Annotated in this window: 13 protein-coding genes; 5 read left to right on the top strand and 8 right to left on the bottom strand. The window is 69.1% G+C overall.

What is annotated here, in order from left to right; genetic code table 11:
- Positions 1-2 precede the first annotated feature (2 nt).
- A complete protein-coding gene (locus ACWGL1_RS06345) occupies positions 3-818 on the bottom strand; it encodes a ferredoxin--NADP reductase (RefSeq protein ID WP_338578277.1) in 816 nt (271 codons plus the stop codon).
- Between the two features lie 268 nt (positions 819-1,086).
- Here ACWGL1_RS06345 and ACWGL1_RS06340 point away from each other — a divergent pair, with 268 nt between their 5' ends.
- The 3 genes from ACWGL1_RS06340 (at position 1,087) to ligD (ending at position 6,494) form a co-directional block, all read left to right on the top strand.
- Positions 1,087-3,369, top strand: coding sequence for a S9 family peptidase (locus tag ACWGL1_RS06340; protein WP_452111678.1), 2,283 nt, complete (start codon positions 1,087-1,089; stop codon positions 3,367-3,369).
- A 50-nt stretch (positions 3,370-3,419) separates the two neighbouring features.
- Positions 3,420-3,845 carry a low affinity iron permease family protein gene (locus tag ACWGL1_RS06335; protein WP_452111519.1) on the top strand — a complete coding sequence of 142 codons (426 nt, stop codon included), beginning with the start codon at positions 3,420-3,422 and terminating at the stop codon, positions 3,843-3,845.
- A gap of 114 nt (positions 3,846-3,959) precedes the next feature.
- Complete coding sequence (ligD, locus tag ACWGL1_RS06330; protein WP_452111518.1) at positions 3,960-6,494, top strand: DNA ligase D; 2,535 nt, start codon at positions 3,960-3,962, stop codon at positions 6,492-6,494.
- A gap of 3 nt (positions 6,495-6,497) precedes the next feature.
- Here the strand turns inward: ligD and ku are convergent, their stop codons facing one another.
- Genes ku through ACWGL1_RS06300 form a run of 6 tightly spaced genes read right to left on the bottom strand, consistent with a single transcriptional unit; the run spans position 6,498 to position 15,909 of the window.
- Positions 6,498-7,331: a non-homologous end joining protein Ku gene (gene ku, locus ACWGL1_RS06325; RefSeq protein ID WP_452111517.1), complete on the bottom strand. Its 834-nt coding sequence runs from the start codon at positions 7,329-7,331 to the stop codon at positions 6,498-6,500.
- A gap of 50 nt (positions 7,332-7,381) precedes the next feature.
- Positions 7,382-9,847 carry a heavy metal translocating P-type ATPase gene (locus ACWGL1_RS06320; protein WP_452111516.1) on the bottom strand — a complete coding sequence of 822 codons (2,466 nt, stop codon included), beginning with the start codon at positions 9,845-9,847 and terminating at the stop codon, positions 7,382-7,384.
- 30 nt (positions 9,848-9,877) lie between these two features.
- Positions 9,878-13,099 carry an efflux RND transporter permease subunit gene (locus tag ACWGL1_RS06315; protein WP_452111515.1) on the bottom strand — a complete coding sequence of 1,074 codons (3,222 nt, stop codon included), beginning with the start codon at positions 13,097-13,099 and terminating at the stop codon, positions 9,878-9,880.
- Between the two features lie 12 nt (positions 13,100-13,111).
- On the bottom strand, positions 13,112-14,281 hold the full coding sequence (locus tag ACWGL1_RS06310) for an efflux RND transporter periplasmic adaptor subunit (protein ID WP_452111514.1): 1,170 nt from the start codon (positions 14,279-14,281) through the stop codon (positions 13,112-13,114).
- Positions 14,281-15,534 carry a TolC family protein gene (locus tag ACWGL1_RS06305; protein WP_452111513.1) on the bottom strand — a complete coding sequence of 418 codons (1,254 nt, stop codon included), beginning with the start codon at positions 15,532-15,534 and terminating at the stop codon, positions 14,281-14,283. The genes ACWGL1_RS06310 and ACWGL1_RS06305 overlap by 1 nt, the downstream gene beginning before the upstream one ends.
- Positions 15,535-15,588: 54 nt before the next feature.
- A complete protein-coding gene (locus tag ACWGL1_RS06300; protein WP_452111512.1) occupies positions 15,589-15,909 on the bottom strand; it encodes a hypothetical protein in 321 nt (106 codons plus the stop codon).
- Between the two features lie 208 nt (positions 15,910-16,117).
- Here ACWGL1_RS06300 and ACWGL1_RS06295 point away from each other — a divergent pair, with 208 nt between their 5' ends.
- Both ACWGL1_RS06295 and ACWGL1_RS06290 read left to right on the top strand, forming a co-directional pair.
- Positions 16,118-17,293 carry a M24 family metallopeptidase gene (locus ACWGL1_RS06295; protein WP_452111511.1) on the top strand — a complete coding sequence of 392 codons (1,176 nt, stop codon included), beginning with the start codon at positions 16,118-16,120 and terminating at the stop codon, positions 17,291-17,293.
- Entirely contained in the window at positions 17,290-18,543 is a 1,254-nt protein-coding gene (locus tag ACWGL1_RS06290; protein ID WP_452111510.1) for an NAD(P)/FAD-dependent oxidoreductase, read from the top strand. Before ACWGL1_RS06295 ends, ACWGL1_RS06290 begins: the two co-directional genes overlap by 4 nt.
- Here the strand turns inward: ACWGL1_RS06290 and ACWGL1_RS06285 are convergent.
- Complete coding sequence (locus ACWGL1_RS06285) at positions 18,540-20,093, bottom strand: carboxylesterase/lipase family protein (RefSeq protein ID WP_452111509.1); 1,554 nt, start codon at positions 20,091-20,093, stop codon at positions 18,540-18,542. The genes ACWGL1_RS06290 and ACWGL1_RS06285 overlap by 4 nt on opposite strands.
- Positions 20,094-20,131: the final 38 nt, after the last annotated feature.

The following is a 20,131-nucleotide window of genomic DNA, read 5'->3' as shown; positions in this document are numbered from 1 at the left end:
GGTCAGCCGACAAAGGCGCGCTCCAGAACATAGTCGCCGGGTTCGGCGTTCGAGCCTTCTTTCAGGCCGTAGGATTCCAGCAGTTCGCCGGTCTCCTTGATCATGGCCATCGAGCCGCACAGCATGACGCGGTCGCTGTTGGGCGAAAAGCCGATAGGCAGTTGCAGGTCGGCGAAGACGTCGCCCGACTTGATGCGGTCGGTGATGCGGCCCGGCGTCTCGAAGCGCTCGCGCGTCACGGTCGGATAATAGGTCAGCTGGGTCTTGGCCTCGTCGCCGATCAGCGGATCGTCGTGGATCTCGTGGCTGAAGAAGTCGCGGTAGGCCAGGTCGGCGACGTTGCGCACCGTGTGGCAGACGATGACCTGCTTGAAGCGGGAATAGGTCTCGGGATCGCGCGCAACCGACAGCCAGGGCGCCAGGCCCGTGCCGGTGCCGATCAGCCACAGACGCTCGCCGCCGGTCAGGGCGTCCAGCACCAGGGTGCCGGTCGGCTTCTTGCCCATCAGGACGCTGTCGCCGGCGACGATCTTCTGCAGGCGCGAGGTCAGGGGGCCGTCCTCGACCTTGATGGAGAAGAACTCCAGTTCCTCGGCCCAGAAGGGGCTGGCGATGGAATAGGCGCGCAGCACGGGCTTGCCGCCGTCCTCGCCCGGCAGGCCGATCATGACGAACTCGCCCGAGCGGAAGCGGAAATCCTCGGGCCGCTTCACGCCGAAGCTGAACAACTGGTCGTTCCAGTGGCGGACCCACAGGACTTCCAACTCATGGAACGGACTGGCCTTGACGGGCGGCGCGGAGAGGGAGGCGTCGGACATGGCGACTACCTAGGCCGTCAGGGGCGGTTGCGAAAGGGCGCCGCGGCGATCCTTCCGCTCCATGGGGAACAAGGGACCGATCACAATCGGCCAGCCTACCTATAAGCCTGTGCCATACTGCGCTTCGGCCTAGGAAGATGCGGCCGCAAGCCGCAGGGGATTTCAGACGATTCAGACGAATTGGACTCTCTTTTTCTCCCTTCTCACACAAGGGGAGAAGGACGAATTGCGGATGACGGCGGAAGATTCCGCCTCTAGCTTCACCGCCATGCGCACTTTTCTTCTCGCCTCGACGATCCTGATGGCTGCGACCCCGGCGTTCGCACAATCGACCCCTCAGCCCGCTACGCCTCCCGCCGCCACGGCGCCCGCGTCCTCGATCCTGACGGTCGAGCGGGTGTTCGCCAATCCGTCGCTGGCCGGGCCGGTGGCGCGGGGCGTCACCCTGTCGCCCGACGGCGAACTGGTCGCCTTCCTGCGCTCGCGCGAGGATGATGTGGACGTGCTGGACCTGTGGGCCGCGCCGGTGAAGGGCGGCGAGCCGTTCAAGCTGATCGACGCCCGCGCCCTGGTCCCCGATGCGGGCGAACTGTCCGAGGCCGAGAAGGCGCGGCGCGAGCGGATGCGGATTTCCCAGCGCGGCGTAGTCGAATACTCGTGGGACGAACAGGGCCGCTACATCCTGGCGCCGCTGGAAGGTGACGTCTTCCTGGCCAACCGAGCCGACGGCTCCGTGCGCCGCCTGACCGAGACGGCGGCCGACGAGATCGACGCCAAGGTCTCGCCCAAGGGCGCTTTCGTCAGCTTCGTGCGCGATCAGAACCTGTTCCTGATCAACCTTGAGACGGGCGCCGAACAGGCGATCACGACCGACGGCAAGGACCTGATCACCTGGGCCACGGCCGAGTTCATCGCCCAGGAAGAACTGGATCGCGACACCGGCTACTGGTGGAGCCCGGACGAGCGCTACATCGCCCTGCAGCGCACGGACGAGAGCACCGTCGACGTCATTCCGCGTCTGGACATCACCGGCGGCGGCGCTTCGGTCGCTCAGCAGCGCTACCCCCGCGCCGGACGGCCCAACGCCGTGGTCGAGCTTTATGTGCAGGACGTGCAGAGCGGCCAGCGGGTCAAGGTCGATCTGGGCGCCGATCACGACATCTACCTGGGCCGGGTGAACTGGGCAGCGGACGGCTCGGTCGCCTATGTCCAGCGCCTGTCGCGGGACCAGAAGCGGCTGGACCTGCTCAGCGTCGATCCGGCCACGGGCGCCAGCCGCGTGATCGCCAGCCAGACCTCGAACGCCTGGGTCAACGTCACCCATGACTTCAAGGCCCTGAAGGACGGGACCTTCATCTGGTCCAGCGAAGAGAGCGGGTGGCGTCACCTGTACCTCTACGCCAAGGACGGACGCCGCCTGCGCGCGATCACGCGCGGCGACTATCCGGTCAAGTCGCTGGCGGGCGTCAATCAGGAGACGGGCGAGGCCTTCTTCACCGCCTCCATGCGCGACGGCAGGGAATATCCGATCGAGCAGCAGCTGTTCCGCGCCAGCTACAAGCGGACGCTGAACCCCACCGAAGTCACGCCGCGCGGCGGCTGGTGGAGCGCCTCGGTCAACAACACCGGCACGGCCTATGTCGGCAACTATACCGACGTGAACACACCGGCGCAGTCGGCGCTGTATTCCATCAACGGCCAGCGCGTGCGCTGGATCGAGGAGAACAAACTCCAGCCCGGCCACCCCTTCTGGCCCTATGCCGAGCGCCAGCAGAAGCCGAGCTTCGGCACGCTGCAGAGCCATGGCGAGACGCTGATGTGGCAGATGACCACGCCGCCGGGCTTTGACCCGTCCAAACGCTATCCGGTCGTCATGCAGGTCTATGGCGGCCCGTCGGGCGGCGGGGTGAAGAACGCCTGGCAGCCGGCGACCAACCAACTGTTGACCGAGGCGGGCTACATCGTCTTCCGCCTGGATAACCGGGGCGAGGGCGACCGTTCGGCCGCCTTCAAACAGGCCCTCTATCTGAAGATGGGCCAGCCCGAGATCGAGGATCAGGTCATCGGCGCCGACTATCTGCGCTCTCTGCCCTATGTCGACGCCGACCGCATCGCCATCATGGGCTGGTCCTATGGCGGCTTCATGAGCCTGATGGCGCTGACGGAGCCGAAGATGGGGCTGGCGGCGGCGTTGGCGGGCGCCCCGCCGACGGAATGGAGCCTGTACGACACGGCCTATACCGAGCGCTATATGTCGACGCCGCAGGGCAATGTGGCGGGCTATGCGGCGTCTGACGTTCTGGGGCGCCTCGACAACATGACCGGGCGGCTGCTGCTGATGCACGGCATGGCCGACGACAACGTCATCTTCGAGAACACCACGCGGGTGCTGAACGCCCTGCAGGAAAAGAGCATTCCGTTCGAGACCATGCTCTATCCGGGCCAGCGCCACGGCATCCGGGGCAATGACCGCCAACTGCACCAGTGGCGCACCTATCTGGACTTCCTGGACCGCACCATCGGGACGCGGGCGCCCGCCGCCAGCGAATGAGTCTGTCCTGATCTGGCGGAACCCGGCCCTGCGGCCGCCGTTCCGCCGGAATGGAAAAGCTGTTCAACCATCTGGCGAACACGACGGCCAAGCTGGCGGGACGGCCGTGGACCTTCATCATCTGCCTGGCGGTGGTGCTGTCGTGGGCCGTGACCGGGCCGCTGTTCCACTTTGACCAGACGTGGCAGCTGGTCATCAACACCGGCACCACCATCGTCACCTTCCTGATGGTTTTCCTGATCCAGAACACCCAGAACCGCGACGCCGCCGCCATGCACGCCAAGATGGACGAGCTGATCTATGCCGTGAAAAAGGCCGACGCGGGCTTCATCGGCATCGAACATCTGACGGACAAGGAGCTGGCGGTCATCCTGCGGGAGGTCGAACGCCGCGGGCGCGACATCCATGCCGGACAACCCGCGCGGGCGGTCAGGGGCCGCCCGGCGCCGCGCCTCGAGACCGACGCCAAGACGTGAAGACGCCGGGGCCGACGGGGCGAGACACGGCTGCGCGCCTGACGGACATTTTCGGCGGCTGACGATCAAGGGGCCGTCAGCGCAACGGTTTGCGCATAGGCGGATTAATCGTCCATGCGCGGCGAACTGAAGACCTATCAGGCCAAGCGGCGTTTCGAGGAGACGCCGGAACCCAAGGGCGCTCGCCGAACCGGGGCCAAGGGCGCGCTTCGCTTCGTGATCCAGCGCCATGCGGCGACGCGGCTGCATTACGACTTCCGCATCGAGGCGGACGGCGTGCTGAAGTCCTGGGCCGTGACCAAGGCCCCGTCGCGCGACCCCTCGGTCAAACGCCTGGCGGTCGAGGTCGAGGATCATCCGCTAGACTACGGCGGGTTCGAGGGGACGATCCCGGCGGGCAACTACGGCGCGGGCACGGTGCAGCTCTGGGACGTCGGAACCTGGGAGCCGCAGGAGGCGGACCTCACAGCCGCCTGGGCGCGCGGTCAGATCAAGATGATCCTTCACGGCGAGCGGCTGAAGGGCAAATGGGCGCTGATCCGGCTGAAGAGCGATCGGGGCAAGCCGTCCAAGCGCAACAACTGGCTGCTGCTGAAGGAGAAGGACGAGCACGCCGTCGCCGGCGAGGGCGACGCCCTGGCCGAGATCGACGCCTCGGTGACGACCGGCCGCTCCCTGGCCCAGATCGCCGAGGGCGACGCGCAATGGACGTCCTCCAAGCCGACCCGCCGCAAGGCGCCGCCCAAGCCTGCATCGTCGAAGGCGGCGATCAGGGCGAAGCGGCCGCACGCCTTCGTCCCGATCCAACTGTGCAAGGCGGTGGATCACCCGCCCTCGGCGGCCGGTTGGGCGCATGAGATCAAGTTCGACGGCTATCGGCTGCAGATCGGGATCGGCGGCGGCCAGGCGGTGCTGCGGACCCGCAAGGGCCTGGACTGGACCGAACGTTTTCCTGAGCTGGCGGCGGATGCGGCCGGCTGGCCCGATGCGGTGATCGACGGCGAACTATGCGCCCTCGACGACGACCACATGCCGGACTTCAGCGTCCTTCAGGCGGCGATATCCGAGGGGGATACGGGGCGACTGGTCTACTTCGCCTTCGACCTGTTGTTCGAAGGGGCTGAGGACCTGCGCAAGCTGCCTCTGTCGCATCGCAAGGCGCGGCTGCAGGCCTATATCGACCGGATCGGCGCAAAGGGCGCCGGGCGTCTGCGTTACGTCGAGCATTTCGCCTCTACGGGGCAGGCTGTGCTGGAAAGCGCCTGCCGGATGCATCTGGAGGGCGTGATCTCCAAGAAGCTGGACGCGCCCTATCACGCCGGGCGGTCCTCGACCTGGGTCAAGTCCAAGTGCCGGGGGCGCGACGAGGTCATCATCGGCGGCTGGTCGTCGGAGAGCGGCCGTCGGTTTCGGTCGCTGCTGGTCGGGGTGCGCGAGAAGGGCGGGCTGAGATACCTCGGCCGGGTGGGAACGGGCTTCGGCGAGACGGCGACGCGGTTGCTCATCCCTGCGCTGAAGGCCGAGGCGGCGGACAAGAGCCCCTTTACCGGCGCAGGCGCGCCCGAAGGCGGCAAGGATATTCGCTGGGTGAAGCCGAGGCTGGTCGCGGAGATCGAGCACGGCGGCTACACCGAGTCCGGGTCGCTGCGGCAGGCGGCCTTCAAGGGCCTGCGCGACGACAAGACCGCCGAGGATGTCACGGCCGCGCCCCAGTCGCCCGCGTCGCCGCCGGCTTCGAGGAAGGGCGACAAAGTCACTGTGGCGGGCGTCGTCATCTCCAGTCCCGACAAGGTGTTGTGGCCGGGGAACGACGGCCGACCGCCCATCACCAAGGCCGATCTGGCGCGCTATTTCGAGGCGGCGGCCGAGCGTCTGCTGCCTCATGTGGCGGATCGGCCCGTCTCCATCATCCGGGCGCCGGACGGCATTGAGGGCGAAACCTTCTTCCAGCGCCACGCCATGGCGGGCTCCAATCCCCGGTTGAAACTGATCGACGTCAAGGCGCGCACCCCATACGTCGCCGTGGTCGATGTCGGCGGTCTGGCCGCCGTCGCCCAGTCGGGCGGACTGGAGCTCCACCCCTGGGGCTGCAAGCCGGGCGATCCCGAGACGCCGGACCAGATCACCTTCGATCTGGACCCCGACGTGGGGCTGGACTTCGACGATGTGATCGCCGCCTCCGACGTGGTGAAGGCGAAACTCGAAGGGTTGGGCCTCACCCCCTTTGTCAAGACGACGGGCGGCAAGGGCCTTCATGTGGTCGCGCCGATCCGCGCTGACGGCCGTTCCCGCGTGACCTGGGAGCAGAACAAGGCCTTCGCCAAGGCCGTGTCCGAGGCGATCAGGGCCGAGGCGCCGGACCGCTTCACCACCACCCTGGCCAAGAAGGCGCGCGGCGGAAAGATCTTCATCGACTATCTGCGCAACGGCCGGATGGCGACCGCCGTGGCGCCCTGGTCGCCGCGTGCGCGGCCGGCGGCGGGGATCGCCTTTCCCCTGTCGTGGGATCAGGTGAAGCCGGGACTGAGGCCTGCGGACTACAATCTGTGGGTCTGGCCCGAACTGCTTGAGCGGCCCGATCCCTGGGCCGATTTCCGCGCCGCCGCCGTCAGCCTGAGACCCGCCCTGCGCAAGATGGGCGTGGAGTGACGCTCAGGCCGTCTTCTTGCGCGGCGCCGGCTTCTTCGCCGGCGGCTTGCGGGCCCCGCCCGCAGAACCCTTCAGGCTGTTCTTCAGCGCCGCCATCAGGTCGATGACGTTGGTGTCGTCGGGCTCGGCCACGTCGACCAGGCCCTTGCCGCCCTTGGTCTTGGCCTTGATCATCTCGCGCAGGGCGTCGTCGTAGCGATCCTTGAAGGCGGTCGGGTCGAAGTCGGCCTCCTTCTGGGCGATGATGCGGGCGGCGATCTCGACCATGTCGGCGTCGGCCTTCACCTGGGGAATGTCGTCGAAATAGTCGTCGGCGTCGCGCACCTCGTCATGGGCGCGCAGGGTGTAGGCCAGCAGGCCCTTGCCGCGCACTTCCAGCGCCAGCTGGCGCTCCTTGCCGCGCAGGACAAGCTGGCCCAGCGCCACCTTGCCCTGTTTCTGCATGGCGTCGCGGATCACCGCGAATGCCTCGACCCCGGCTCCCTTCTCCGGGACGACGAAGAAGGGATCGTCCCAATACAGGCGGTCGATGTCGGCCTCATCCACGAACTTGTCGATGGCGATGGTCTTGGTGCTGTCCAGCCGCACCTTGTCGAAATCGGCGTCGTCGAACAGGACGTATTCGTCCTTGGACACCTCATAGCCGCGCACCAGATGACTGCGCTCCACCGGACCGGCGTCGGGGTCGGTCGGCACCATGCGGATGCGGTTGTGGGTGTCCGGATTGATCAGGTGAAAGCGCACGTCGGCGGCGCTGGTCGTCGCGGTGTAGAGCGCCACCGGGCAGGTGACGAGCGACAGTTTCAGATGTCCTTGCCATGTCGGGCGAGCGGCCATGTCGGTTCTCCTCGACAGGCTAAATGCCCGGCGCGGAGATATGTTCGCGCTCAGGCGGAACGGTCGCGATAGGCCAGCAGGCGCAGGGCGTTGAACACCACCAGCAGGGTCGAACCCTCATGCAGGGCCACCGCCGGGCCGATGCCGAGGCCGAAGATGGTGGCAGGCACCAGGAAGGCGACCACGCCCAGGCTGACGACCAGGTTCTGACGGATGACCGCGCGGGTGCGGCGGCTCAGGCCCACGGTGAACGGCAGGTGCGACAGGTCGTCCGCCATCAGCGCCACATCGGCCGTTTCCAGCGCCACGTCCGACCCGGCCGCGCCCATGGCCACGCCGACGGTGGCCGTGGCCATGGCCGGCGCGTCGTTGACCCCGTCGCCGACCATGGCGACCTTGGACTCGGCGCGCAGGCGCTTGATCGCCTCGACCTTGTCGTCGGGCATCAGGTCTCCCCAGGCCTCGGTCAGGCCGACCTGTCCGGCGATGGCCTCGGCCGCCTTCTGATGGTCGCCCGAGATCATGATCATGCGCTTGACGCCCAGACGGCGCAGCCGCTCCAGCGCATCGCGCGCGGCGGCTCGCGGCGTGTCCAGCAGGCCGATGACGCCCAGATCGTGATCGCCCTGTCGCACGACCATCAGGGTGCGTCCCTGATCACGCAGCCGGTCCACGGCCGTCGCCGTCGAAGAGGCGAGGGGGGCCACGCCGTCGGCGCCGAACATCTCGGGCTTGCCGATCAGAATGGTCTGGCCGTCCAGTTGGGCCGAGACGCCCTTGCCGGTCAGACTGTCCAGACTGGAAGCGGTCTGGATCGCGACGGCGCCCAGGCGTTCGGCGCCGTCGCGGGCGATGGCGGCGGCCAACGGGTGGTCGCTGAGGCGCTCGACCGCCACGGCGACCGACAGCAGCGTCGCCTCGTCCACGCCGTCGACCGGGACAACGTCGGTGATGCGCGGGCGGCCCTCGGTCAGGGTGCCGGTCTTGTCGAAGGCGATGGCGTCGACCGAGCCTAGGTTCTCCAGCGGGGCGCCGCCCTTGATCAGCACGCCGGCGCGCGCGGCGCGGGCGACCCCGGACAGGACGGCGCTGGGCGTGGCGATCGCCAGGGCGCAGGGGCTGGCCGCGACCAGCACCGCCATGGCGCGATAGAAGCTGTCGCGGAACGGCTCGTCCACCACCACCCAGGCGAACAGCAGGACGACGGCGGTCGCCAGCACCACCGGGACGAAGATGCGCTCGAACCGCTCGGTGAAGCGTTGGGTAGGCGACTTCTGGGCCTCGGCCTCGCTGACCATGCGGACGACCTTGGCCAGGGTGGTGTCGCCGGATTTGCGGGTCGTCTCGACCTCGATGGCCCCGGCGCCGTTGATGGTTCCGGCGAAGACGGCCGAGGCGGCGGCGATGGAGGCCGGACGGGCGCGCGCCTCGGCCGGATCGGCGACCGGCTGTTTGTCGACCGGCATGCTCTCGCCGGTGACGGGGGCCTGATTGATGCTGGTGGCGCCGCTGATGACGAAGCCGTCTGCGGGCAGGCGCTCATTGGGGCGCACCACGACCACATCGCCGATCTGAAGCTCTTCGACGGGCAGTTCGACGATGTCCAGACCGCGCCGCACATGGGCTGTGCGCGGCGCCAGTTCGGCCAGGGCCTCGATGGCCTTCTTGGCGCGGCCCATGGCGTAGTGTTCCAGCGCATGGCCCAGGCTGAACAGGAACAGCAGCAGGGCGCCCTCGGCCCAGGCGCCCAAGGCGGCGGCCCCGGCGGCGGCCACCAGCATCAGGGTGTCGATCTCGAACCTCTTGCGCTTCAGGTTGTCGATCGCCTCGCGCACGGTGAAGAAGCCGCCCAGCCCATAGGCGGACAGGTAAAGGGCCAGCGGTATCCAGCCGGGCAGGCTGGTCGCCAGCTTTTCCAGCACGAAGCCGACGCCCAGAGCGCCGCCGGCCATCAAGGCGAAGATCAGCTCCGTATTGGAGCCGAAGACGCCGCCGTGCGCGTGGTCGTGTTCGGCGTGATCCTCGCCCTCGACGTGGCGATGGACCTTCTTCTCCGGGGCGGCCGGGAAGGGCGTGGGGGAAAAGCGCAGGCCGTGCGCGCCCAGCCGCTGGATCAGGCCGTCGCGGTTGATCCGGGACTGGTCGAACTCCAGGCTGACGGCGCCGGAGGCATCCAGCCCCGCCTCCAGCACGCCGGGCTCATCTTTCAGCGCCGCTTCCAGCGTCAGGGCGTGGCGGGCGTGGCGGACACCCTCGACCCAGCCGACCAGATGGCCGAACTGCTGGCTGATGTCGGCGCCCGCCTGCCGCGTTTTGCGCTTCACTTCGGCGGGGGACAGCAGCGCCGGGTCGTAGTGAAGACACAGCTGGGCGCCCTCGGGGGCTTCGATCACGTGGGCGTGGGACAGGCCAGGAACGCCGCTCAACGTCTTGATCAGGCGGTCCACGCAGGCGTCCGCAGCGTCAGGCGCATCGGGCAGCAGGACAGGAATATCCAACCTGATGGTGTTAGGCATGATGGCGGTCCTCCGACCTGTTCCCGTTCATCAGTTCTCGATTCCTTCAGCCTTGCGATGCCGGACCGCCTTGGCGGCGAAGGTCGGCAGCACCAGAAGCGTCAGGGCGGTGGCGGTCAACAGGCCGCCGATGACCACGGTGGCCAGCGGCTTCTGCACCTCGGCGCCCGCTCCGGTGGCGATGGCCATGGGGATGAAGCCGACGATGGCGACCAGGGCCGTGGTCAGCACCGCACGTAGGCGGCTGAAGGCGCCCAGCAGGGCGGCGTCGCGCGGCGTCTGGCCCGCCTGCAACCGCTCGCGGATCGCCTGCATCAGCACCAGTCCGTTCAGGGTCGCGACGCCCGACACGGCGATGAAGCCGACCGCCGCCGAGACCGAGAAGGGCATCCCCCTCAGCAACAGCGACAGCGCCCCGCCGACCAGCGCCAGCGGCACGCAGGCGAATACCAGTCCCGCCTCCGCAAACGATCCCAGCGCCATGAACAGCAGGATGCCGATCAGGACGAAGACCACGGGGATGACCAGGCCCAGCCGCTGCTCGGCCCGCTTCAGATTCTCGAACTGTCCGCCCCATTTGAGCGAATAGCCTGCGGGCAGGGTGACCTGCTGATCGACCTGTTTCTGGGCGTCGGCGACGAAGCCGCCCAGATCGCGGCCGCGCACATTGGCCTGAACCACCATGCGGCGACTGCCGTCGTTGCGGCTGATCTGGTTCTGGCCCTCCTTCACCTGAATGCGGGCGACCGAGGACAGGGGGATGGCTGCGCCGCTTGCGGTGGTGACGGGCAGGGCGTTCAGGGCGGCGGGGTCGTTGCGCTCGGCGTCCGACAGGCGGACCACCACGTCGAAGCGGCGGTCGCCCTCGAAGATCTGACCCGCCTCAGCGCCGCCGATCGCCGCCGAGACGGCTTCGGACACGTCGGCCGCCGACAGGCCGTAGTTGGCGGCGGCGAAGCGGTCGACGCTGACCGTCAGGGTCGGCAGGCCGGACGCCTGCTCAACCCGCACGTCGGCCGAGCCGGGCGTGTCGCGCAGGGCGTTGGCGACCTGATCCGCCGTCTTCTGAAGCTGGGCGAAGTCGTCGCCATAGACCATGACCGCCAGATCGGTGCGGACCCCCGAGATCAGCTCGTTGAAGCGCAGCTCGATCGGCTGGCTGAACTCGAAGGCGTTGCCCAGCTGGGTCGAGGCGGCCTTTTCGATGCGGGCGATCAGCTCTTCCTTCGGCAGGCGCGGATCGGGCCATTCCTTGCGTTTCTTCAGCACGATGACGGCGTCGGAGATGTTCGGCGGCATGGGGTCCACCGCCGCCTCGGCCGTGCCGGTGCGCGAGAAGACGGTCTTCACCTCGGGCTGGGCCTTGATGGCCCGCTCCAGCGCCATCTGCATGGCGAGGGATTGCTCCAGCGAGGCCGAGGGCACGCGCAGCGCCTGCATGGCGATGTCGCCTTCGTCCAGCGTCGGGATGAACTCGCGCCCCAGCAGGGTGAAGGCCAGGGCGCCGACCAGCAGGGCGCCGAAGGCCGAGGCCAGCACAGTCTTGGGATGCGAGACGGCGGCGCGGATGGCCGGTTCGATCCAGCGGCGCGCATGGCGCAGCAGGAAGGTTTCATGCTCCTCAGCCTCGCCGTTCTCATCGACGTGGACGGTCTTGGGCTCCTTGACCAGCAGGGCGGCCATGGCCGGGACGAAGGTGAAGGAGAAGATGAAGGCGCCGACCAGCGCCAGCATGACCGTTGCGCCCATGGGGATGAAGGTCTTGCCCTCGACCCCTTCCAGCATCAGCAGGGGGGTGAAGACCAGCAGGATGATCAGCTGGCCGAAGGCGGCGGGCTTGACCATCTGGCGCGCGGCGCCGGCGGCGACGCTAAGGCGTTCATTGCGGGTCAGGGCGCGGCCCAGATCGGCGCGCTTCTGGCCCAGCCGCAGCAGGGTATTCTCGACCACCACCACGGCGCCGTCGACCAGCAGGCCGAAGTCCAGGGCCCCCAGACTCATCAGGTTTCCGCTGATGCCGAAGCGATTCATGCCGATGACCGCGAACAGGAAACTGATCGGGATCATCAGGGCCGTGATCGTCGCCGCGCGGATGTTCCCCAGCAGCAGGAACAGCACGACGATGACCAGCAGGGCGCCCTCGGTCAGATTCTTGGCTACGGTCTTGATGGTGGAGTTGACCAGGGCGCTGCGGTTCAGCACCGGCTCGGCCACGATGTCGGGCGGCAGGCTGGCGCTGATCTGCTCCAGCCGTTCAGCGGAGGCCTGTGCCACGGTGCGGCTGTTCTCGCCCGCCAGCATCAGGGCGGTGCCGATCACCGCCTCATGGCCGTCGCGGCTGGCGCCGCCCAGACGCGGCGCCTGGCCGATCTCGACCACGGCCACATCGGCGACGCGAACGACCAGGCCGTTGCGGTTGACCACGGGGGCCTGGGCCAGATCCTCGACCGTCTGGGCCAGGGCGTCGGTGCGCACGGTCAGGGCCTCGCCCGCGCGCTGGATATAGCCTGCGCCCGCTTGGGTGTTGGCGCGGTCCAGCGCCTGGATCAGGTCGTTCAGGCTGAGGCCATAGCCGGCCAGTCGCGCCGGATCGGGGCGGACGGCGTATTCCTTCACATAGCCGCCGTTGACGTCGACGCCCGCCAGACCGGGCGCCGTCCGCATCCGGGGCGCGATGATCCAGTCCTGCACGGTGCGCAGATAGGTGGCTCGCGCCTGCGGCGTGTCCAGCCGTTCGCCCTCGGGCGTCAGATAGGCGCCGTCGGGTTGCCAGCCGGGACGACCCGCGCGCGCCGTCTTGGCGTCGAAAGGCTTCAGATCGACCGTCCACATCAGGACTTCGCCCAGGCCCGTGGTGATGGGCGACAGGGCCGGTTCGACGCTCTCGGGCAGGGTCTCGCGCGCCTGAGCCATCCGCTCGGCCACCTGCTGGCGGGCGAAATAGATGTCGGTGGCGTCGCTGAAGATGACCGTCACCTGGCTGAAGCCGTTGCGGGTCAGGGAGCGGGTGCTCTGGATTCCCGGAATGCCCGCCATCGCCGTTTCCAGCGGGTAGGTGACCTGACGCTCCATCTGTTCGGGGGCCAGGGCCGGGGCCACGGTGTTGATCTGCACCTGGCGGTTGGTGATGTCTGGCACGGCGTCGATCGGCAGCTTGGTCAGCTGGAACAGGCCCCAGGCCGCGACCAGGGTCGTGGCCAGGACGATGAACCAGCGGAAGCGGACGGACGCTTCGATGATCGCTTTGAACATGATCCCCCTCCCTTAGTGGCCGTGCTCGGCTTCGCCCTTGGCCAGTTCGGCCTTGAGCAGGAAGGCGTTGGTCGAGGCGACTTTCTCGCTCCCGATCAGGCCGCGCAGGATCTCGGTGGAGCCTCCGGCCTGACGCCCCGCCAGCACGGGCTGGGCGCGGAAGCCGCCGTCCGCCTGAACGAAGACCACCGTGGCGCCGTCGACCGTCTGCACCGCCTCGGACGGCACAGTCAGGGCGCCGCCGGTCTGACCTTCGGTGACGACCGCGCCGGTGACGGGTGATCCGGCGGGCGGCAGGCTGCCGCCCTCGGGCCGAGCGCGGATCACGGTCGCGCCGCTGTCCTGCAATCCGGCGTCGGCGGCGACGCCCGTGACCAGGGCGTTGAACTCGCCCTGCGGACCGGTGACGCGCACATGCGAGCCGAGGCGCACCTGGGCCGCCAACTGCGGCGGGGCGTTGAAGACCAGCTCGACCCGCGCCGGATTGGTCACTTCGGCCACCACCGCGCCTTGCGCGACGAAGCCGCCCGGTCCGACCTGAACATTGGTGACGACGCCCGAGATGGGGCTGACCACGCTCATCCGGCCGGAGGCGTTGGGCGAGCCCGCCGCCGTCGCCCGCGCCCGCGCGGCGCGGGCCATAGCCTCGGCGCTGGCGGCCTGAGCCTGCGAGGCTTCGACTTCCTGACGCGCGACGACGCCTTGGTCGGCCAGGTTGCGGTTGCGCTGGTGCGCTTGACGCGCGGCGGTCGCGGCGGCCGAGGCCGCGTCGATCTCGGCGCGCAATGCAGCGCCGTCGCCGCTGATCAGACTGACCAGAGGCTGGCCCGCGCGGACCGTCTGACCCGGCGCGACCAGCACCCGCTCGACCGTGCCGCCGACCACGGCGCCGACAGCGGCGCGCGCGTCCACCATGGCCTCGACCCGACCGGACAGACGGGTTTCGCCGCCCCCGCCGCGCGAGACGGAGACGACGGAGATGCCCGCCGCCTGAAGCTGTTCGGCGGTCAGCTCGATTACGCCTTCGGGCGTCTCTGCGGCTTCGCTTTTCGTCTCGGTCTTCTCGGTGGCAGCGGGCGGATCAGACCGCGTGAGAGTCAGGGCCAGCGCCCCGCCGCCCAGCAGGACGACGGCGGCGGCGCCCGCGATCAGGACTTTCTTGTTCGATGACAGGATGGACATCAGCGGCTTCCTTCAAAGGGGGCGCGGCCTTCCAGGCACGCCAGATCGATCTCGGCGCGGACGCGCGCCATGCGGGCGTCGACGGCGGCGGATCGGGCGTTGATCAGGGCGGCGCGTCCGGTGCGCAGCTCCAGTTGCGAGATGCGTCCCGCCTCGGCGCCGATGCGCGACAGGCGATAGGCTTCCTCGGCCGAGCTCACGCCCGCATCGGCGGCCGACACACGGCTGGCCGACGACGCCAGACGCGCGACGGCGGCGGATCGCTCGGCCCCGGCGTCCTGACGCGCCTGCATGACGCGCGCTTCGGCGGCTCGGTGCTCGGCGCGGGCGGCGTCGATGTTGCCCCGGTTCCGGTCGAACAATGGCAGGGGCAGGCTGACGCCGAAGGTCAGGGCCGTCTGGTCTTCGGCGCCGAAACGGGTCACGCCGACGCTGGCGGTGACGTCGGGGCGGCTGTTGATGCGCTCGACGTCGATGCGGCGCTCGGCCGCCGTCGCCTCGGCTTCGGCCACCCGCACCGTCGGCGCGTCGCGGTCGGAGCGGGCGGAGGGCGTCGTCCCCACGTCCAGCAGTCCCGCCTCGATCGAGGTGGCGGGCGTCGCCAGCATGGCCACGGCGCTGAGACGGGCGAAGGCGGCGTCGCGTTCGGCCTTGGCTTCATCGAGGCTCGCACGTGCGGCGGCGGCCTCGCTCTCGGCCTGAATGCCGCGCAGCAGGGGTTCGCGCCCTTCCTCGACCAGAGCCAATGCCGCACGGGCGTCGGCCACGGCCAGGGTCAAGGCTTCCTCGGCGAGTGTCGCCCGACGCTGGGCCGCTTCGGCCTCGGCGTAGATCAGCGCCAGTCGCCCGGCGGCGTCGATCACGGCCATGTCGCGGCGCAGGGCGGCGGCGCCCGCCTCGGCGCGGGCGGCGTTCACCCGTGCGGGACGGCGGCCCCAAAGCTCCAGATCCTGGCTGAACGACAGGCTGAGGTCGCCGTTGTCGAAACCGGAATAGGGGCCGGAGCCGGCGACGTTCTCAAGGTCGACGGACAGGTTGGGATTGGGGCGGACGCGGGCCTGACGGACGCGCGCTTCGGCGGCGTCGCTCAGAGCCTCAGCTTCGACGGCGACGGGGGTCTGGCCCAGTCGGGCGAGCAGTTCGCCATAGGCGGGCGCGGGATCAGCCCACGCCGAGGCGGAGCCGAAAACGGCGGCCACGGCGAGCGCGCAGCCGGCCGCCAGACGCGGCCGACGACGATGTGTCGGGGACATGATTCATTTCCAGAGATGATCAGAAGAAGGGCGCGCGAAGGCGCAGGCTTCCGATCAGCCTCTGGGGGGCCGCATCAGTCCGTCGGCGACAAAGGACACGGCGCCGTCGTCACGCAGGAGATAGCGGCTGGCGACGGTTGCGGGCTTGGCGATCTGCATATCGCCGCAAGCCTGGGGTTCGCCGGGATGGTGGCAGTGGCCGTGTATGTCTCCGCCCACGCCGCCAGGGACGTGCTCGGCGCCGTCCTGGGCGTGGTCTTCGGTCAGGATCTGATACGCGACGAGGGAGTCTGGGGCGCAGGCGGCCGCGTCGGCTGCAGGCGCGATCACCAGGGCGGCGATGATCAGCGTCAACGTCGCAAACAGGTTCGCCAATGTCATCACCGACCGAGGCATGGCCGTCTAGGTAGGAGGCGGTCCGATCCAAGGCAATCTGTTATAAGGTTCACGGGATAAGGCGACTTTACGACGGTCTCCGCGGCGCTGGCGCGGGGGAGGACCCGGCGTTTCAAGGCGCAGCCTTGCCGTCTGGCCTCGGCCATGAAAGAAGTCGCCGTATCATATATATTATACGATGAATCCCATGACGTTCCTTCCTCCCGCCGCCGCCCCCATCACCGCAGATGAACGCAGCGCGCGCATCCAGGCCCTGGCGGCGCGTCTGAAGGCCGAAGGTCTGTCCGCCCTGCTGGTCGGGCCGACGACGTCCCTGCGCTACTATACGGGGCTGGACTGGCATCCGTCAGAGCGGCTGACGGGAGCCCTGATCCACGCCGACGGGCGGGTGGAATACATCTGCCCTCGCTTCGAGCTGGACAAGGTGGCGGGTCTGACGGCGGCGCCGAACGCGATCACCGGCGACATCCTGACCTGGGAAGAGGAGGAGAGCCCCTATGTCCTGGCGGCGGGGCGTCTGGCCGATGGCGGCGTCCTGGCGGTCGACGACCAGGCGGCGGCCTTCATCTGGCTGGGCCTGAGCCGGGCGTTGGGGGCGGATCGTGTTACGGACGGCGGCCCGCTGATCCTGGCCCAGCGCAGCCTCAAGTCACCCGCCGAGATCGCGCTTTTGACCCGCGCCAAGGCCATCACCCTGGAGGTCCAGCGCCGCACCCGCCGCTGGTTGAAGGTCGGCGTGCGCACGTCCGAGGTCATGGCCTTCATCGACGCCGAGCACCGCGCCCTGGGCGGGGAAGGGGGCTCCTGGTTCTGCCTGGTCTCCTTCGGCGACGACACCTGCCTGCCCCACGGAGGCGAGGGCGACCGCGCCCTGCACACAGACGACGTGGTGCTGATCGACACCGGTACTCTGATCGACGGCTATCACTCGGACATCACCCGCACCTATGTCTTCGGGGAACCGACCGAGGACTTCCGCCGCGTCTGGACGCACGAGAAGGAAGCCCAGGCCCGCGCCTTCGCAGCGGCTCGCCTCGGCGCGCCGTGCCACAGCGTCGATGACGCCGCGCGCGACTATCTGACCGGCCTCGGCTATGGCCCGGACTACCGGCTCCCGGGCCTGCCGCACCGCACCGGACACGGCATCGGACTGGACATCCATGAGGCGCCCAATCTGGTGCGCGGGGACGTCACGCCGCTGGCCCCCGGCATGTGTTTCTCCAACGAGCCGATGCTGGTCATTCCGGGCCGGTTCGGCGTGCGTCTGGAAGACCATTTCTACATGACCGATAGCGGACCGGTCTGGTTCACCGAGCCTTCGCACAGCCTGGACGATCCCTTCGGCGAGGGCGCCTCTGCATGAGGACGCCCCGGCGCTGGGCGATCGTCGGCGGCGGCCTGATCGGGACGGCGACGGCCCTCAGGCTTCAGGCGGCGGGTCTTGAGACGACGCTGATCGACCGGGGCGACGCCCGGCGCGGCGCCTCCTTCGGCAACATCGGCCATATCGCGGCCGAGCAGTGCGAGCCCATGCCCTCGCCTGCGACGCTGAAAAGCGCCTTCGGGCGGTTGTTCGCCTTTGGCGGGCCGCTGGACTTCCGCGCACGGGACGTCGCCCTGTGGGGGCCGTGGGCGTTGCGCTTTCTGGCGGCCTCGCGCCCGGTTGCGGCCGCGCATGGGGCCGAGGTGCTGGCGCGGCTGCTGGACGATCCTCTGGGCGCATGGGCGCGACTGGCGGCGTTGGCCGAGGCGCCCGGCGACCTGATCCGCCCCACGGGCCACGCCGTCGTGTGGTCCACGCCCGAGGCGGCGCGGAAAGGTCTGGAGGCCTGGCGCGGGGCGCGCACGGGGAACGCCGCCTTTCGGCCCATGGAGGGCGAAGAACTGGCCGCCTACGACGCGGTGCTGAACGCGCGTCCCGCAGGCGGCGTCCGCTTTACCGGCACGGGGCAGGTCAGCGAGCCCCAGCGCGTGCGCGACGCCCTGTCGGCTGCGTTCACAAGACAGGGCGGGACTGTAATTCAGGCCGACGTGCGCCGGCTGCGGCCCGTGGCTGACGGCGTCGACATCATTCTGGAGGACGGCGCGGTCGTCGACGCCGAGCGGGTAATCGTGGCGGCGGGCGCCTGGTCGGCCGAGCTTCTGACGCCGCTGGGCCTGACGGTTCCGCTGATCGGAGAGCGCGGCTATTCGGTCCAGTCCGCCCGGCATGAATGGCCGGAGGACCTGCCGCTGACGGTGTTCGAGGACCGGGCCCTGGTGGTGGCGCGTTTCAGCGGCGGCCTGCGCGCGTCCAGCCACGTCGAGTTCGGCGCGCCCTCCGCGCCGCCCGACCCGCGCAAATGGCGACGGATCGAGGCCCAGTTGCAGGCGCTGGGCGTCGTCTTCGCGGAGACGCCGGATCGCTGGTGCGGGCCGCGCCCGACCCTTGCGGACTATCTTCCGGCGATCGGCAGGCTGCAGGCGCACCCGGCGATCCATTACGCCTTCGGCCATCAGCACCTGGGCCTGACGCTGGCCGCCTTCACGGCGGAGACGATGGAAGGGCTCGCCCTGGGGCGGCCGGCGCCGGCGTGGCTGGACGCGCTGAGGATCGAGCGCTTCGCGCGCTAGGTCCCCGGCTGGATGTAGGGGATGGCCGAGAAGAATTCGCGCTCGTCTCCGCGCGGATCGTCGGCCTGGCGCGACACGACATCGAACAGCATGGTCTGCCGCCTCGGCAGGTCGTAGCGCTCCCACCGCGCCAGGCCGGCGTGGTTCGGATCTCCATCCCGCGCCAGGGCGATGAAGGCGTCGCTCATCGTATCCGCCACCGTCTGAGCGCCGGGTTCTGAGGCGCCCACGGCCACATTGTCGAACACCAGCGGAATGTCGGCGGTATGGAAAGCGCCCTTGCGCCCCGAAGCCATCGCGCCGGCGAAATCCAGTTGATAGACCCAGGCGGGGGCGCCGGCCTTCGCCCGCTCCTCGGCCTCGATCACAGCTCCGCGCCAGGACCGGCCGGCCGTGGTCGCGGCGATCAGGACCTGATCGGGCGACCAGTCGGGATGCATCCGGCGATAGCCGGCGATCACGGCCTCGGGCGTGATGTCGATCCGCATGACGGCGGGCGTGATGCGATCGACCAGAGTGTCCCAGGTCAGGCCGACGTTGGCTGGATCGTCGCCCATGAAGCCCAGAGTCTCTTCGCGGGTGTTGCCGATGATCATCGGAATGGTCAGGCCCTGGGGGGCCGCGTCCGGATAGAAGGGATGGCGCGGCAGGTGGCGGAAATCCAGCACGGGGCCGAAGTAGACGCCGCCGAAGCCCAGGACGGGATCCGTCTGCGTTTGCGCCTCGAGCAGTCGCTCGACCGGCAGGGTCGCGGCCTCTCGCGCCCGGTCGGGCGCCAGGCCCAGCGCCTTCAGCCAGGCCTCGGCGCGTGCGGTGGCGTTGAGAGGGCCGGATGCGGTGACCTGCTGGCCGCTCATGGTGGCGGCGCGGTGGAACAGGCCTCGGGCCGCCGGCATGGCCATCAGGGTGGCGATCTTGGCGCCGCCGCCCGACTGTCCGAACAGCATGACGCGGTCGGGGTCGCCGCCGAAAGCCGCGATGTTGTCACGAACCCAACGCAGCGCCAGGATCAGATCCAACTGGCCGACGTTGCCTGAATCCTCGAACCCGTCGGCCAGACGCGCCAGATAGGCGTAGCCCAGGGCATTCAGCCGATGGTTCAACGTGACCACCACGACGTCGCCGCGCGTGGCCAGGCGCGTTCCGTCGTAGAGCGCCGCCGATCCCGAGCCGCTCGAATAGCCGCCGCCGTGGATATAGACCATCACGGGGCGTCGTCCGGCGTCGACGCCGGGCGTCCACACGTTCAGGAACAGGCAGTCCTCGCTCTGGTTCGGCTCTCGCCCTCGCTGAGGGCTGGCGGCGCCGAAATCGCGAGCCGGCGCCGGATCGCGCCACGGCGTCGGCGGCTGAGGGGCCTGGAACCGGCGCGTCGGGGCGCCATAGCGGATGCCCTTGAAGACGTTTACGCCGCTGTGGCGCAGGCCCGTGACGGGGCCGGCGGTCGTACTCACGCGCGGGTCGCCCCGATCGGGCGCCATAGCCAGGCCAGACGTTGGAAACCCGGCAAGCGCCAGGGTTGAGAGGCAGGCCGCTCTTCGTGTGATCATCGTCGCTTCCCCCTTAGGAAACCGGTATCATCACCCTA

The organism is Brevundimonas sp. NPDC055812, from assembly GCF_053616535.1.
Note: the sequence above shows the minus strand (reverse complement) of the source record. Positions and strands in the feature narration are given on the sequence as shown.